This window comes from Oliverpabstia intestinalis (assembly GCF_009696065.1).
In the GTDB taxonomy this organism is placed as follows: Bacteria; Bacillota; Clostridia; order Lachnospirales; family Lachnospiraceae; genus Oliverpabstia; species Oliverpabstia intestinalis.
Genome location: NZ_VUMS01000003.1, coordinates 102841 through 119426 on the forward strand (window position 1 = coordinate 102841; position 16586 = coordinate 119426).

General features: G+C 45.6%; 10 protein-coding genes. 9 read left to right on the forward strand and 1 reads right to left on the reverse strand.

From position 1 onward, the window contains the following. Window positions 1–12: 12 nt before the first annotated feature. From FYJ57_RS02245 to FYJ57_RS02255, 3 genes are all read left to right on the forward strand, one after another. The gene (locus FYJ57_RS02245; protein ID WP_235904342.1) at window positions 13–4674 is read left to right on the forward strand and encodes a PolC-type DNA polymerase III; all 4662 of its coding nucleotides are present in this window, start codon (window positions 13–15) and stop codon (window positions 4672–4674) included. A gap of 307 nt (window positions 4675–4981) precedes the next feature. Beyond that, window positions 4982–5998, forward strand: a complete 1017-nt coding sequence (locus FYJ57_RS15270; protein WP_235904344.1) for a prepilin-type N-terminal cleavage/methylation domain-containing protein — start codon at window positions 4982–4984, stop codon at window positions 5996–5998. Then, on the forward strand, window positions 5983–6363 hold the full coding sequence (locus FYJ57_RS02255; RefSeq protein WP_277663536.1) for an IS5 family transposase: 381 nt from the start codon (window positions 5983–5985) through the stop codon (window positions 6361–6363). Before FYJ57_RS15270 ends, FYJ57_RS02255 begins: the two co-directional genes overlap by 16 nt. A 50-nt stretch (window positions 6364–6413) precedes the next feature. On the opposite strand, the gene FYJ57_RS02260 is transcribed toward FYJ57_RS02255, so the two are convergent. Then, the gene (locus FYJ57_RS02260; protein ID WP_154431372.1) at window positions 6414–7511 is read right to left on the reverse strand and encodes a pyridoxal phosphate-dependent aminotransferase; all 1098 of its coding nucleotides are present in this window, start codon (window positions 7509–7511) and stop codon (window positions 6414–6416) included. A 212-nt stretch (window positions 7512–7723) separates the two neighbouring features. On the opposite strand from FYJ57_RS02260, the gene FYJ57_RS02265 reads away from it, so the two are divergent. From FYJ57_RS02265 to FYJ57_RS02290, 6 genes are all read left to right on the forward strand, one after another. Further along, a complete protein-coding gene (locus FYJ57_RS02265; protein WP_154431373.1) occupies window positions 7724–11272 on the forward strand; it encodes a DUF5717 family protein in 3549 nt (1182 codons plus the stop codon). Window positions 11273–11293: 21 nt separating this feature from the next. After that, window positions 11294–12556, forward strand: coding sequence for a DUF5716 family protein (locus FYJ57_RS02270; RefSeq protein ID WP_118617556.1), 1263 nt, complete (start codon window positions 11294–11296; stop codon window positions 12554–12556). Continuing rightward, on the forward strand, window positions 12553–13680 hold the full coding sequence (locus tag FYJ57_RS02275) for a tetratricopeptide repeat protein (protein WP_154431374.1): 1128 nt from the start codon (window positions 12553–12555) through the stop codon (window positions 13678–13680). The genes FYJ57_RS02270 and FYJ57_RS02275 overlap by 4 nt, the downstream gene beginning before the upstream one ends. Before the next feature lie 282 nt (window positions 13681–13962). Then, window positions 13963–14850, forward strand: a complete 888-nt coding sequence (locus tag FYJ57_RS02280; protein ID WP_154431375.1) for an amino acid ABC transporter substrate-binding protein — start codon at window positions 13963–13965, stop codon at window positions 14848–14850. A gap of 274 nt (window positions 14851–15124) precedes the next feature. After that, on the forward strand, window positions 15125–15772 hold the full coding sequence (locus tag FYJ57_RS02285) for an amino acid ABC transporter permease (protein ID WP_022172854.1): 648 nt from the start codon (window positions 15125–15127) through the stop codon (window positions 15770–15772). A 10-nt stretch (window positions 15773–15782) separates the two neighbouring features. Further along, complete coding sequence (locus FYJ57_RS02290) at window positions 15783–16541, forward strand: amino acid ABC transporter ATP-binding protein (protein WP_154431376.1); 759 nt, start codon at window positions 15783–15785, stop codon at window positions 16539–16541. Window positions 16542–16586: the final 45 nt, after the last annotated feature.

The window sequence follows — 16586 nt, forward strand, 5'->3', positions numbered from 1 at the left end:
GGTGAATAAGACATGATGACAGAAAAAGATTTTTTAGATGTATTTCCCCAGTTGAAGGTGAATCCGGAACTGGAAAGCCTTCTTGGGGAAGTAAAAGTAATGAAAGTATCCATAAACCCGCAGAAGGACTGTCTGCGGGTTTATGTTCTGAGTAGACAGTGGATTCATAAAAAGCATATTTATCATCTGGAAGAGACAATTAAAGAACAGTTTTTTGCCAATGCACCTCTGCGGGTGAAAATCATCGAAAAATTCCAGCTTTCCAGTCAGTATACACCGGAAAATTTTCTGGATGTATATCGTCAGAGCATTCTGCTGGAATTAAAGCAGTACAGCGCACTGGAGTACAATATGTTCTATACAGCAGAGATTACGTTCAGTGATCCGGAGACGATGGAGCTGGTGATGACTGATTCGGTGGTCGCGAGAGACCGGGAACATGAACTGGTGCGGGTGCTGGAAAAAATCTTCTGCGAGCGGTGTGGTTTCAACCTGAAAGTACATCCGGCTTATCGGAAACCAGTGGAAAGTAAAGGAAGAAAGAACAGTGAGCTGAGAATTCTGGAGGAAGCCAGACAGATTCTGTTACATTCTAAAGTCGGGAATAAAAACAGTGACCGTGAAGCAGGGGAAGACCTGTCCGGTCAGGGCATGGAAGCACCATTTGATGAAGACCGGATGATCGGGGCAGACGGAAAAGAACAGAGACCACAGGGGAAAAATCAACAGAATCAGGACACAGACGGTGGAAAACAGCCGGCAGCTGCACAGGAAAAAGGAAAAGAGGGGAACAAAGGCGGTTTCCGGGATCGAAACGGTGGAAAAAATGGTGGCCGTGGGAATTTTCAGAAAGGTCGTTACGGCGATGGACCACGTCCTTTGAAACGATCCGACAACCCGGATGTGATCTATGGAAGGGATTTTGATGACGATGCCATCACCATTGATTCTATTGCCGGAGAGATGGGAGAGATTACGATCCGCGGACAGGTAACTTCCGTGGAAGCCAGAGAAATCCGAAACGAGAAGACTATCTATATGTTCAACATCACGGACTTTACAGATACGATTACCGTAAAAATGTTTCTGCACAACGAACAGGTGCCGGAAATCAGTGGAGCCATCAAAAAGGGTGCCTTCCTGAAGCTAAAAGGTGTGACCACCATCGATAAGTTCGATCATGAGATCACCATCGGTTCCCTTGCAGGTATCAGGAAAATCAGTGATTTTACCACCAGTCGGATGGATAACAGTCCGGAAAAGCGAGTAGAGCTGCACTGTCATACGAAAATGAGTGATATGGATGGGGTTACGGATGCAAGCGTTCTGGTAAAACGCGCCTACAAATGGGGACATCCGGCCATCGCGATCACAGACCATGGAGTAGTACAGTCCTTCCCGGAAGCCAATCATGCCTATGACGATATTGTCAGCGATTACCGAAAACAGTACCAGAAAGATCACCCGGAAGCGACAAAGGATGAGATGAAACAGGTGTATCCGCCGTTTAAGGTAATTTATGGTGTGGAAGCCTATCTGGTGGATGATGTGAAAGGCATGGTTACCGGAAGCAGGGGACAGAGTCTGGATGATCCTTATGTGGTGTTTGATATCGAAACCACCGGTTTCAGTCCGGTGGCTAACCGGATCATCGAGATTGGTGCGGTTCGAGTGGAAGAGGGTTCCATCGTGGATCGCTTTTCCGTCTTTGTCAATCCGCAGGTGCCGATTCCATTTAAAATCGAACAGCTGACCGGCATCAATGACAGCATGGTTGTGGATGCAGAGACCATAGAAGAAGTTCTGCCAAAATTCCTGGAATTTTCCAAGGGTGCGGTCATGGTGGCACACAATGCCGGATTTGACATGAGTTTTATCATCGAAAACTGCAAACGCCTTGGAATCGAACAGGATTTTACTTATGTGGATACGGTAGGTCTTGCCCGGATGCTTCTGCCGGGACTGAACCGGTTCAAGCTGGATACAGTGGCGAAAGCACTGAATATTTCTCTGTTGAATCATCACCGGGCAGTGGACGATGCGGCCTGTACGGCGGAAATTTTTGTAAAATTCATTAAAATGTGTAAGGAACGAGACATCTTTGATCTGAATGTATTAAATGAGGCCGGAAAACTCTCCGAGCATACCATCAAAAAACTGCCGACCTATCATGCGATTATTCTGGCCACCAGCGAGATTGGCCGGGTTAATCTGTATCGTCTGGTGTCAAAATCACACCTGGAGTTTTACAATCGGCGGCCCAGGATCCCAAAGAGTGTGTATCTGCAGTATAACGAAGGACTGATGATCGGATCTGCCTGTGAGGCGGGAGAACTTTTCCAGGCGATTTTAAGGGATGAACCGGAATCAGAGATCGCCCGTCTGGTGGAATTCTATGATTATCTGGAGATCCAGCCAATCGGCAACAACATGTTTATGGTGCGGGATGAAAACCGGGATAATGTAACCTCCGAGGAAGATCTTCGGGATCTGAACCGACGGATCGTGAAACTGGGAGAACAGTTTAAAAAACCTGTGGTTGCCACCTGTGATGTACATTTTATTGATCCCGAGGATGAAGTCTACCGGAGAATCATCATGACCGGAAAGGGATTCAGCGATGCGGATGATCAGGCACCGCTGTATCTGCGGACCACAGAAGAGATGTTGAAGGAATTTGAATATCTGGGTGCGGAGAAAGCGGAAGAGATTGTTATCACAAACCCGAATAAAATCGCGGATATGTGTGACCGGGTCTGCCCGATCCGTGACGGTAAATTTCCTCCGGTTATTGAAAACTCGGATCAGATGCTTCGTGATATCTGCTATAATGAGGCTCATGCGATCTATGGACCGGATCTTCCGGAGATCGTATCGGCACGGCTGGAGCGGGAACTGAACTCCATCATCTCCAATGGATATGCCGTAATGTACATCATTGCACAGAAACTGGTTTGGAAGTCCAACGAGGACGGGTATCTGGTAGGTTCCCGTGGATCCGTAGGATCATCCTTTGTTGCCACGATGGCGGGAATCACGGAAGTCAATCCGTTAAGTCCTCACTATCTGTGTGGAGAGTGCTATTATGTGGATTTTGATTCCGACGAAGTGAAAACATATTCCGGCCGTGCCGGTTGTGACATGCCGGATAAGATATGCCCGCGGTGTGGAAAACCATTGAAGAAAATGGGGTTTGATATTCCGTTTGAGACTTTCCTGGGATTCAAGGGAAACAAAGAGCCGGATATCGACCTGAACTTCTCCGGTGAGTATCAGAGTAAGGCACATAAATATACAGAAGTAATCTTTGGTGCGGGACAGACTTTCCGTGCCGGAACGATCGGTACGCTGGCGGATAAGACAGCGTTCGGTTATGTGAAAAATTATTACGAAGAGCGTGGTGTGCACAAGAGAAACTGCGAGATCGACCGGATCGTGCAGGGATGCACAGGTATCCGTCGTACCACCGGACAGCATCCGGGCGGTATCATCGTTCTTCCTTTTGGTGAAGATATCAACTCCTTCACTCCGGTACAGCATCCGGCAAATGATGTGAATACCGATATTATCACCACCCATTTTGATTACCATTCTATCGATGCGAACCTGCTGAAGCTGGATATTCTGGGACACGATGATCCGACCATGATCCGTATGCTGGAAGATATCACCCATTTTGATGCTCAGCAGGTGCCGTTGGATGATCAGAGTGTCATGTCCCTGTTCAAGAGTACGGAGGCACTGGGAATCACACCGGATGATATTGGCGGCTGTCCACTGGGCTGTCTTGGGATTCCGGAGTTTGGTACGGATTTCGTTATCCAGATGCTTCTGGATACCAAACCGGAATCTTTTTCAGATCTGATCCGTATCTCCGGTCTGTCCCATGGTACCGATGTGTGGCTGGGTAATGCACAGACATTAATAGAGGAAGGAAAAGCGACCATTTCCACGGCCATCTGTACCCGTGATGATATCATGATCTACCTGATCAATAAGGGACTGGAGAGTGAGCTTTCGTTTACCATCATGGAGAGCGTTCGTAAAGGTAAGGGATTGAAACCGGAGTGGGAAGAGGAGATGAAAGCCCACGATGTGCCGGACTGGTACATCTGGTCATGTAAGAAGATCAAGTACATGTTTCCGAAGGCTCATGCGGCAGCCTATGTTATGATGGCGTACCGGATCGCGTATTATAAGATCTTCTATCCCCTGGCTTACTATGCGGCTTACTTCAGTATCCGTGCTTCTGCATTTTCCTATGAACTGATGTGTATGGGACGGGAACGGCTGGAGTATTATATGGCGGATTATAAGAAACGAAGTGATACGCTGACGAAAAAAGAGCAGGATACCGTAAAAGATATGAAAATCGTACAGGAGATGTATGCGAGAGGGTTCTCGTTTACGGAGGTGGATCTTTATAAGGCACAGGCGCACCGCTTCCAGGTTGTCGACGGTAAGTTGATGCCGGCGCTGGACAGTATCGAAGGACTGGGAGATAAAGCGGCTGATGCGGTGGTGCTTGCGGCGAGAGACGGCCAGTTTCTGTCAAAAGATGATTTCAGACAGCGGACGAAGGTCAGCAAGAGTGTGATTGATTTTATGGATGATCTGCATATCTTCGGGGATATACCGGAGTCGAATCAGATTTCGTTGTTTGATTTTCAATAAAAAATGTTGTACAGGTTGAAGATAACTTTCAGAAATAAAAGGAAGAATAGCAAAAATCGGAACAATATGTACAAATATTAATAAAATCAATTGACTTACAAAAATATTTTATTATTATAATAATATAAAATAGAAAAGCACTTTTATATGGCACAGAAATATAGCTGTATGGGAGTGCTTTTATCGCATATGCAGAGTGCAAAGTATCATCGTTTTATGAGAAAAATCTGCATATAATAAATATTCCGTAGACAATATACTGCGAGGTGCCGAACAGTTACAAAGAAACAGTAAAAGGTGACAGAAAATGAGCAGACAAAAGAAAAAAGGATTTACTCTTGTAGAACTTGTGGTGGTACTGGTGATCATGACGGTTATCCTTGGTATCGCAATTCCATCGGTTTTGCACTATATGAAAATGGCAGAATTCCGAAAAAATGAGGAGAATGCGAAGACGGTGTATCTGGCTGCAGAGTCGAAGCTGACTTATTATCGCAGTTCCGGACAGTGGGAAGAGTTCAAAAAAGAAGTGATGAGCCAGGGAAAAGAAGCACCGTTTACAGATAGTAAACGGAAGGGAAAAATCTATGGAATCACGTTGGACAAAGAACATGACGGGGCATCGGCGTCAAATAATGCAGTTCTGGGTCTTCTCGACGGATACACCTATGACAAAAGCATGCTGGATGCATCGATTGCCATTGAGATGGATATTGAGTCGGGAGAGGTTTACTCTGCGTTTTATGGAACCCGATGCAAGGGACTGAACTATGCAAGTCAGGATGGCAACGGTTATCTGACTATGGCAGACCGTGAATACAAGAGCCGCAAAGACAGGGTACTCGGATATTATTCCGTGGAAGATACAGTCAATGTTGTGGCATTGAAACCGACGAGGCTGAAGATGAATACGATTTCTCTGCTGAACGGTGAAGTCCTTTCTTTGAACTGGTCAAGTAATGTAGGAAACCGTCTGGATGTGGAATATGATATCCAGTTTTATCAGAAAAATGGAAAAGATAAGGAAGACAGTCTGCTGTTTTCCATGGTGGTAGCACCGGCACAGCTTCGAAGCGCAGGATGGGATACGGACAGTTCAAAAGCCAGAAATATGGTTCCGTTGGAATTGAAAGATGCGGAGGGAAAAAGTGCGGGTACCTGGTATTTTCCGGTTACTTTTCTTGAAGCAGAATTGGAAGAATTATCCATTGATGCTTCTATTATCCAGGCGCACCAGCATAGTGCCGGTGCAAAAAAAGGGGGCCTTCAAATGAAATCGGGTATAGCCGTGGAGAAGCCAGCACCAAAATCCATGCGGCAGTAGATGCCTATGGATATCCAGTTTATTTAATGATCAGTGAGGGACAGCGTAATGATATCAATTATGCAATCCCTTTACTTGATCAAATTGAAATAAACGGAAGCAATGTGTTAGCTGACCGAGGATATGACAGTAATAAATTACTTGATTATGTGTACGCCCGCGGTGGAGAGCCAAACATTCCATCCCGAAAGGGACCTAAATTTGAATGTCATTGTGATTGGTGGTTATACAAAGAACGCCATTTAGTAGAAAAGTATTTTCTGAAATTAAAAGCATTCCGACGAATCGCTACACGTTATGACAAATTAGCTGCAACCTACTTGGGATTTATTTGTATCGCCTCAATATTAATTTGGTTAAAATAAACAATTTAAAATGTTTTTCAGACACGCTCTAGGAGTATAAAAGGAAAGTTTTACAGTAAAATTTCTCTGAACGCTTCCAAAAGCCGATCATTCTGCTCCGGCAGCATCACACAAAATCTCACAAAATGATCATCCAAAAACGGAAACGTGGAACAATCCCGGATCATCAGTCCCTTCCGGATACAATGATCGAACAGATCCTGGGAAGTAATTCCGGGTTTCCGGATCTTCATCAGGATAAAATTCGCCGAAGCTTCATACACCGTCACACAGTCCCAGGTCGACAACTCGTTATACAAACGGTCTCTCTCCCTGCAGATCAGTTTTCTCGTATGACGAATATATTCCTCATCCGGAAACATCAGCCGTCCGGCAATCTCTGCCAGCGAATTGATCGTCCAGGGATTTTTTCTTGTATTGATTGCCTTGATCAGATCCTGATTTCCTGTCACCGCATAGCCAAGCCGCAGTCCCGGAGCTGCGAAAAACTTTGAAGTGCCACGCAGAATGATCAGATTTGTATAATAATTTGTCAGAGGAATACTGGTCACATCTTTCTCTTCCGGTGCAAATTCCACATATGTTTCATCCACCATCACGAAAATTCCATACTGCAGGCAGGCATCCAGGATCCGGCGCATCTGACTGCAGGTGATTGCGGTAGAAGTAGGATTATTCGGATTACAGAGTACCAGAAGCTCCAGCTGATCGGAAAGATGGCTGCAGAAATCTTCCACATCCATATGAAACCCATGTTCTTCTTTCAAAGGATAATACAGTGTTGTACCGCCGCCCAGTGCGATTTCCCGTTCATACTCCGAATACGTAGGACCAAGTACCAGTGCTTTTTTCGGGTGCTTCGTCTGAATAAACAGAGAAATCAGTTCTGTGGAACCATTTCCGACAATCACATTTTCCGGCTGCGTTCCCGCATACGTGGCAATACAGGTGCGAAGAGCTGTATACTCCCGGTCAGGATACGTAGTGATCGCATCCAGATTATCGGCCAGTGTGGAACGTAGCTGATAAGAAATTCCCAGCGGATTGACATTTGCACTGAAACTGATGATATCCTCCTTCTTAATATGATAACATTTCTCAATAGCTTCCAGGTCACTGCCGTGGAAATGATCCTTGTGTTTAATCATAATGTCTCCTCTTTTCTTGCAACAAACTTTTGCGTAGTGTATAATAAAAATAATTATGAGTATTTTTGCAGATTGCTTTGCAAAATGATAAGAAAGTGGGCAAAATGCCTTTTGTCCCAACACCATATGAAATGAGCAATCATGTTAGTTTCATTATAATGATAAGAAAAAAATAGTCAAGGTCGATAAAAGAAGAAGCGCAGGTGGATACTTTGAAAAGAAGAATGGAACAGTTACTAAACGGAAGATTTGAATATGAAGTACCAAAGCTGACTCTTTCCGATACACAGATTAACCTTACGACCAATGAAGGGGAGAATGTTCGGGGAGAATTATATGTGGCGGCAGAAGATAACCGCAGGATCAAGGGAATGACCATGTCATCCAATCGCCGGGTACTGCTGGCAAAAGAAAAATTTTCGGGAACAACCGTATGTATTCTTTACGGGCTGGATGTGAAGGGACTGTCCGCAGGTGAGACGGTAGATGCAGTGATTACGATCAACAGTAACCTGGGAGAATACCAGGTGCCGGTACACGCAGAGATCAAAGACGACTGGATTCAGACATCCCGCGGAGCAGTGGATAATCTGGAAGCATTTATCAAACTGGCGGAGAGTGATTATCGGGAGGCATTTCGTCTTTATACAAGCGAGAGCTTTCTGAAAGTGCTGCAGGGAGAAGATCCGGGATACGAAAGCCTGTACCGGGGGATGTCCAGAAACCCGGTGACCTATCAGCATATGGAAGAGTTTCTGATCGGAACCGGAAAAAAAGAGCCGGTGACTCTGCGTCTGGAAAAGACAGAACAGACCTGGGATCATCTGGATACTACAGTCAAAGACTGTCTGAATCTGTATAAGAGCACCTGGGGGTATACCCGGATGGAAGTGGAGGTTACCGGAGATTTCCTGGAAGTGGAAAAGAAAGTGATCACCAGTGAGGATTTCATCGGAAGTGTTTATGGGCTGGAATATCTGATCCGCAAAGAAAAACTGGGAAGCGGAAGAAAATACGGACAGATCCGGATCAAAACCGTATATGGAACGTATATCTATGAGGTGAAGGCTTCGGGCAATGCTTCCTATGAACTGAGCACAAGAACTTATGAGAAAAAAGGACAGGCGGCACTGGCAACACTGTATGAAAAATATCTGCTGGGCGAGATAAAACAGCAGGAATGGAAAGAAGCATCCTTGAAAGAACTGGAAAATCTCCGGAATCTCGGATGTTATTATCCGAAACAACAGCTGACAGAGGCATACATCTATGAACAGACCGGAGATGTGGCAAATGCCATGTCTGTGCTGTGGCCTCTCAGGGAACTGAAATTTACCAGGGAACAGATGGAGGAAGAAGCCTGGTATCTGGCGCTGGCAGTGAAGACCTCTGTGGCTACTGAAGAACAGAAGATGACAGCACAGGCCAGGATCGAAAATCTTTATCGTATGAATCCGGGCAGTTATCCAATCCTGAAAGTGCTGATGGAAACTTCGGAAGAATATAAGCAGGCACCGGGCAGACAGATGTATATGTTGGAAGAACTGTTTGATCTGGGATGCAGAAGCCCGTTTCTGTATCTGGCAGCCTATGAGAAAATGGAAACAGAAGCAGGCTATCTGAAAAAACTGTCACCGTTTATGGTACAGGTTCTTCACTATGCAGCACGTTATGGAAAACTGAATGAAGAACTGACCATGCGGATCGGGCATCTCTCAGAATATGTGAAGAATTTCCAGCCGGTGATCTACCGTCTGCTGGTAAAATGTTACGAGGCTTATCCTGGCAATGATCTGGTGGATCATATCTGCAAATACATTATGAAGGGACAGCCGGCGAAGAGCGAGTATTTCCGTTGGTATCAGCTGGCAGTGGAGGCAGATATCCGGATCACCCGCTTATATGAATATTATATTGAAACTATGCCTCAGGGCTTCCAGAGTGTACTGCCGCAGGTGATCCGTATGTATTTTGTATATAACAATACACTGAGCAGCAGAAAACGGGCATCTGTGTATGCCAATGTGATACGCAATAAAGAGGCAGATAAGACAACATATCAGAACTATCGTAAGGCGATGGAAGCATTCGCGCAGGAAGCATTGATGGAGGGAAGAATCAGTGAAGATTATGCTACCATCTATCAGGAATGCATCGAAGACATTGCAACGCCGGCTCTTGGAGAAGCGATGGCGAAAGTTATGTTTTCTTATCGGGTGTACTGTGATGATCCGAAGATTCGCAGCGTCATCGTGTGTCATGGAGAACTGAAAGAAGAACAAAGCTATCCGTGCACAGACGGTGCTGCCTATATTCAGCTGTATACACCGGATGCGAGAATCCTTTTTGAGGATGAGAAACGGAGGCGTTATGCGACAACGGTAGATTACAATATACAGAAACTGATGGATGAAAAACCATATCTGCAGTCGTGCATGAATCTGGATATCGCAACACCCGGATTGTTACTTGCCGTATGTGGCAATGACAGCCGCAGACAGATCGGGCTTTCCACCCTTGGCTGTTACCAGCATGTGGTGGAAATGTCAGAATTCCAGGAGCCATACCGCCATATGGTATGCAGAAAAATTCTGGAATATTATGCAGAACACGCAGGCGATGATACGCTGGATAGTTATCTGAAAAAAATGGATCTGGTGACATTTGCAAAAGTAGATAAGGTATTACTCTGCGAGATCCTGATTGAAAAAGGGATGTATGCCACGGCATTGGACATGATCAGCCGTTATGGCTATGAAGGCATAAAAACGGAAAGTCTGATGAAACTGACCAGCTATCTGATTCTGGATTATGATTTTGTGGAACAGGAAGAACTGGTGTATCTGGCGCAGTATGTATTTGAACAGGGACTCTACAATGAAGTGATTCTGATTTACCTGAGCGATAATCTGCTTGGATCTGTGGAACAGATGGCACTTTTATGGGAACGGATGCGCGGATTCCAGCTGGATACGTATGCGCTGGAGGAAGAGATTCTTCTACTCTCCATGTTCGGACGTGTCTATCTGAGGCAGGGAGCTGCGATGCTGGAACAGTATGTGGCACAGAAGGGAAAAGAACCTGTGATCCTGGCATACATTTCTTTCTGGGCATACGGATATTTTCTGGGCAAAAAAGAAACAGATCCATATATTTTCCAGTGCCTGGAACAATGTTGCAGGAGAAAGCAGGAGGTAGACCGGATCTGTCACCTGGCACTCCTGAAATATTATGCAGAACTGGATACTTATACAGAAGAGCAGGAAAAACTGATCGATGAGATTCTCGAAGAATGTACGGAAAACAGCCTGCGGTTTGCATTTTACCGGAAGTTCCCGGCAAGATTCACAAAACCATACCAGATGGATGACAAACAGTTTATTCAGGTTCAGTACCCGGCCGGAGCGCGGGTGACAATTCATTATCGACTGATCCGTGACAAAGATACCGGTGAAAACTTTAAAAGTGAACCGATGAAAAATATGTACCAGGGCATTTTTGTAAAGGAATTCCTGCTGTTTTATGATGAGATACTGGAGTATTACCTGACAGTGGAACTGCCGGATGATACCCGACAGACGGAAAAGAAACTTCTGACGATGGAAGAGTCTTTACAGGAAGGAAACACAAAATATCAGCTGATCAATCAGATGTTGGCAGGCCGGAAACTGGGACGGAGAGAGCAGACAGAAAAAGCCATGGAACAGTACCTACAGAGAGAACATTTTGCAAGAAAAATGTTTCCGGTACTCCATGCGTAATACACAGATGGAGGCAGAAAAATGAACGAAGTCAGAAATATATTGGTAGGATTTGATTTTGGGGAGAAGGTCTCACAGCTGTGTTATTATGACCGGCGTGAGGGAGAACCCGTTTCTCTGCCGGTGAAGGTGGGAACCGGTCAGTATACCTTTCCCAATGTGCTCAGCAAGAAACCGGGAGAAGAGGAATGGCACTTCGGCCTGGAAGTAGAGTACTTTGTGGAACAACAGGATGAGATTCCTGTGGAAAACCTGTATACACTGTGTCTGAAACAGGAGACAGTGGAAGTGGACGGGGCTACATGGAAGGTTGGAGAACTTCTCGGAAAATTTATCGGTAATGCACTTCGTATCCTTGGTGTGCCGGATCTGGTGAAGAGTATCAACGGACTGATGATCACTACGCCGGTACTGACACGCCCGATGGTGGAGAACATTCGGGTGGCATGCCGGGAGATGGGATTTCCGAGAAACCGTTGTTTTCTGCAGGATTATGAAGAAAGCTTTTATTATCATACGTTATATCAGAAACCGGAGATCTGGAGCAGAAGTGTAGGCTTGTTTGTATTTGACAAGGATGAAGTTTCTTATGCAAAACTTGAGATGAACCGCAGTACCCGTCCGGTACATGTCGGAGTCAGACGGGGTGGTCATATCACACTACACACGGAATATATGCAGCGTGATGTGGATTTTTGCCAGTTTGTGACAGAATCAGTGGGAAGTGAGGTTTATTCAAGTATTTACCTGGTGGGGGAAGGGTTCGAGCGAGACTGGGCAGAAAAATCTGTGGCTGAGCTTTGTAAACACCAGCGCCGGGTATTTTACGGAAATAATCTGTTTTCCAAGGGTGCCTGCTATGCTGCGAAAGAAAAGACAGAGGAACGGAATCTGAAGGGGTATCTGTATGTGGGCAATGATCTGGTACGGGAAAATGTGGGCATGGAGATGACTGTGTTCGGAACACCGGCCTATCATCCACTGATTGTATCCGGTGTCAACTGGTACGAAGCAATGGGAGACTGTGAAATTATTCTGGATGATACCAGGGAACTGGAATTTGTTGTGTCTGATATGGAAAATACCGGTAAAGTGCGCTACAGTATGCCTTTGCCCGGTCTTCCGGACCGTCCGGCAAAAGCGACTAGACTGCATATACATCTGGAATTTACTGCGGCAGACGAGTGCAGGATTGATGTGACGGATATGGGATTTGGAGATCTTTATCCGTCGAGCAACCTTACATGGCATGAGACGATGAAGAGTCGGGGGGCAGAAGAATGAGCGGATATATTTTGTGTCAGATAAAACGGGCAAAACTGCCTTATTATATTGAAAACATCAGTACCAATATCTATTCCATCGAAGAACTGTGCTTTTATTTTTATCATAATATATATCTGCTGGACAGTACGATCCTGAACGAGGAATTGTGTTTCTGGATCCGGGATCAGCTGGGATTGAAGAAATTGGCAGAAAATCTGTATAAACATCTGGATGACGATGAGATGAAGGTGGGAGATTTTATCCTTCCGGTGTTCAAGGAGATCAGTTATCTGTCTCTGGAAGAGTTCCGCAGATTGAATCAGCAGATCCGACAGCTGGCAAATGAACCGGAAGTGTTGCGTCAGAAGCGAAAAGGTGATTATCTGATGGAACACGGAAAATATGTGAACGCCATCAAGGTTTATCAAAGGGCGCTTCGCCGGGAAGCGGAAGATGACACCGAAGTGACGGATATCAGAAAACCGGAAGCGACCGAAGCAGCAGCGGACCATACTGTAGGAGTGCAGGAAACAACAGAAAACCCTGCAGGCGCAGAAGCAAAGTCTCCGGTTGCGATCACCATCGATATGATGGAAGATCCACAGGGTGGAGCAGAGGAAGAGACCGACAGTACACCGGAGAACCAGGAAACAGATGCAGCGGAGACGGATAGTTCTTCTTCCCGGGAGGAGAAACAGGAAGAAGTGACCTCAGACCAGGAACTTCCCCGCCAGGAGATCCTTCTCGGAAAACAGTTTATCGGAGAAATCTACCACAATATGGGCTGCGCCTATGCAAGGCTGTTTCAGATGGAAGAAGCGATTCGTTGCTTTGAGATCGCCTACGGCAAACTGCACACGATGGGAGCGGTAAAGAGCCTTCTGTATGCCGTGTATATGGAACATGGTGTGGACGCTTTTGTGGAAAAGGCGAAACAGCTGGAAGTCGATGAAGAACGCCAGGAAGAAATCTATGTAGAAGTGGAAGAAGCTGTGGAAGACCTCTATGACACACCGGAAGGCCAGGAATATAAAAAGTTACTGGAAGAAAAACAGCAGGGCAGAGAAGAGGATTATCAGCAGGGGATGGAGCATCTGTTGGAACAGCTGACTGCGGAGTACCATAAGAGTACGGGATACTGATAAAAATTATCAATAAAAATAATTGAATATCAGGTTAAACAGGAAAAAGCAGAGTAAGGCGGTGAATAAAACCGGTCGCACTGCTTTTTCTTTGGTTGCATTGCATATCAATCATTGGTTCCGGGGATCAGTTTTGATAAAAACGAATTTTCGGAAAAATATGTTGCAGATGAGAACTCCCCGGCGTGTCCACAGTACAAAGACAAATTTTGAAAAATGTCTTGACATTAATACTTTACTATGATAGAGTGTTAGCATATGAAAAATCGGAGGGTAATTGTTATGAAAAAGAAAACAGTAAGCATCATGGTAGCAGCAACAATGGCACTGTCCCTGTTTGCAGGATGTGGTTCCAGTAAAGATACAGCGACCGAAGATACAAGCAAGACCGAGAGCACAGAAACAACGGATGAGAGCAGCGAGAATGCTTCCGCAGAAACAACGGATGAAAGCAGCAGAACAACGTTCACAGTAGGTTTCGATGCAGAATATCCGCCATACGGTTATATGGATGATGATGGAGAATACACCGGATTTGACCTGGAACTGGCACAGGCGGTATGTGACAAAGAAGGCTGGGAACTGGTGAAAAAGCCGATCAACTGGGATTCCAAAGATATGGAACTGAATTCAGGATCCATCGACTGTATCTGGAATGGATTTACCATGAACGGAAGAGAAGATGAGTATACCTTCTCTGTTCCGTATGTGGATAACAGCCAGGTGATCGTAGTTGCAGAGGATTCCGGTATCGAACAGCTGAGCGATCTGGCAGGAAAGACCGTTGGTGTACAGGCAGCTTCCGCAGCACTGGATCTGTTACAGAGTGAGGATGAAGGCGGACAGAAAGCACTGGCAGATACCTTCGGATCTCTGAATGAATTTGCAGATTACAACACCGCATTTACCGAGTTGCAGGCAGGCGCGCTGGATGCACTGGCCATTGATGTCGGAGTTGCCAAATATCAGCTGAACTCGAGAGGAGAGGGCTTCAAGATCCTCGATGAGACACTGAATACCGAACAGTATGCAATCGGATTCAAAAAAGGAAACCAGGAACTGTGTGACATCGTAAACAAAGATCTGCAGGAACTGGCAAACGAAGGAAAAGTTGCAGAACTGGCAGAAAAATATGAAATCGCCGATATGGTGACTTTAAAAGCTGAATAAGAAGACGAAAATAACGTCGGATAAGAAAAAATGTAACCCCTCGGGAGGCAGACACTACCTTCCGGGGGGCATGTTTTCGCGAGTAATGAACCAGTGTCCATGCCCGCATGGACTTTGGCGAATACCGCGAACCCGGGATAAGTAAATTTACGCGAGCAACGAGTCAAAGTCCGTGCTTGCACGAGACCTTGACGACTGCCGCGATAACGAGTAAAATTTGCGAAGCGTATTTTAGCTCGTTTATCCCGGTGCTGTAGAATATGGAGGATATGCAATGAGTATTGAGGTAATGGTACGACAGATGACGGCGGGTTTTGGACAGACCTGTCTGATCTTTTTTCTGACACTGATCTTTTCCCTTCCACTGGGAATGATCGTATATTTTGGACGCGTATGCCGGTTTAAGCCACTAAGCTGGCTGGTGAAGATCTATATTTCCATCATGCGTGGAACCCCACTGATGCTGCAGCTACTGATCTGGTATTTCGGACCGTTTTATCTGTGGGGCATGAATATCGGCGGTTATAAGTTTACAGCCATCATTCTGGGATGTTCTCTGAACTATGCGGCATATTTTGCGGAAATCTACCGTTCCGGTATCGAATCGATCCCGACCGGACAGTATGAGGCAGCACAGCTGCTCGGCTACACCAGAGTACAGACCTTCTTCAAGATCGTTCTGCCACAGGTGGTAAAAATCGTTTTGCCATCTGTCACCAACGAGGTCATCACACTGGTCAAAGATACCTCTCTGGTATATTCCGTATCTTATATCGAGATGTTTGCCGTTGCAAAACAGATTGCAGCTGCACAGACTACTGTAGTACCGTTCTTTATCGCAGGTATTTTCTACTATGTATTTAACTATGTGGTAGCCTGGGTGATGGAACTGTTTGAGAAGAAACTGAACTATTATCGCTAGGAGGGTCGACATGAAACTGTTGGAAATGAATCATATCAAAAAAGAATTTGACGGACTGGGTGTCTTAAAAGATATCTCTCTGTCGGTGGAAGAAGGAGAAATCGTTTCTATCATCGGTCCTTCCGGTTCCGGCAAATCCACGATGCTTCGCTGCGCGACGATGCTTGAGGAGATTGACGGCGGAGAGATCCTGTATATGGGGAAAAAAGCTGCCTGGGTAGAAAATGGCAAAGTGATGCATCCGGATAAAAAAGAGATGAAAGAGATCCGTTCCTGTTTCGGGCTGGTTTTCCAGAACTTTAATCTGTTTCCACATTATTCAGTATTGAAGAATATAGCAGATGCGCCGATCCATGTACAGAAACGGGACAAAGGCGAGGTGTACAAAGAGGCGAAGGAACTGCTGAAAAAGATGGGGCTGGAAGATAAGGCAGATGCCTATCCATATCAGTTATCCGGCGGACAGTGTCAGCGTGTGGCTATCGCAAGAGCCCTGGCACTGAATCCGAAGATCCTGTTCTTTGATGAGCCGACTTCCGCACTGGATCCGGAACTGACCGGTGAAGTACTGAAAGTCATCAAATCTCTGGCGGATCTGGATATCACCATGGTGATCGTGACCCATGAGATGGAATTCGCAAAAAATATCTCTGACCGTGTGATCTTTATGGATAAAGGTGTGGTGGCACTGGAGGGAACACCGGATGAGGTATTTGGTGCAGACCATACAAGAATGAAGGAATTTTTAGGAAAATTTCATCAGAACTAAGCTTGCGTTTCCCGGGCCGGTATTATATAATTTTACTGTTGTGAG

Excerpts from the sequence above, each read along its gene's own strand:
- FYJ57_RS02245 (WP_235904342.1), top strand. The coding sequence starts at position 13 with ATGATGACAGAAAAAGATTTTTTAGATGTATTTCCCCAGTTGAAGGTG.
- FYJ57_RS15270 (WP_235904344.1), top strand. The coding sequence starts at position 4,982 with ATGAGCAGACAAAAGAAAAAAGGATTTACTCTTGTAGAACTTGTGGTG.
- FYJ57_RS02260 (WP_154431372.1), bottom strand. The coding sequence starts at position 7,511 with ATGATTAAACACAAGGATCATTTCCACGGCAGTGACCTGGAAGCTATT.
- FYJ57_RS02270 (WP_118617556.1), top strand. The coding sequence starts at position 11,294 with ATGAACGAAGTCAGAAATATATTGGTAGGATTTGATTTTGGGGAGAAG.
- FYJ57_RS02275 (WP_154431374.1), top strand. The coding sequence starts at position 12,553 with ATGAGCGGATATATTTTGTGTCAGATAAAACGGGCAAAACTGCCTTAT.
- FYJ57_RS02280 (WP_154431375.1), top strand. The coding sequence starts at position 13,963 with ATGAAAAAGAAAACAGTAAGCATCATGGTAGCAGCAACAATGGCACTG.
- FYJ57_RS02285 (WP_022172854.1), top strand. The coding sequence starts at position 15,125 with ATGAGTATTGAGGTAATGGTACGACAGATGACGGCGGGTTTTGGACAG.
- FYJ57_RS02290 (WP_154431376.1), top strand. The coding sequence starts at position 15,783 with ATGAAACTGTTGGAAATGAATCATATCAAAAAAGAATTTGACGGACTG.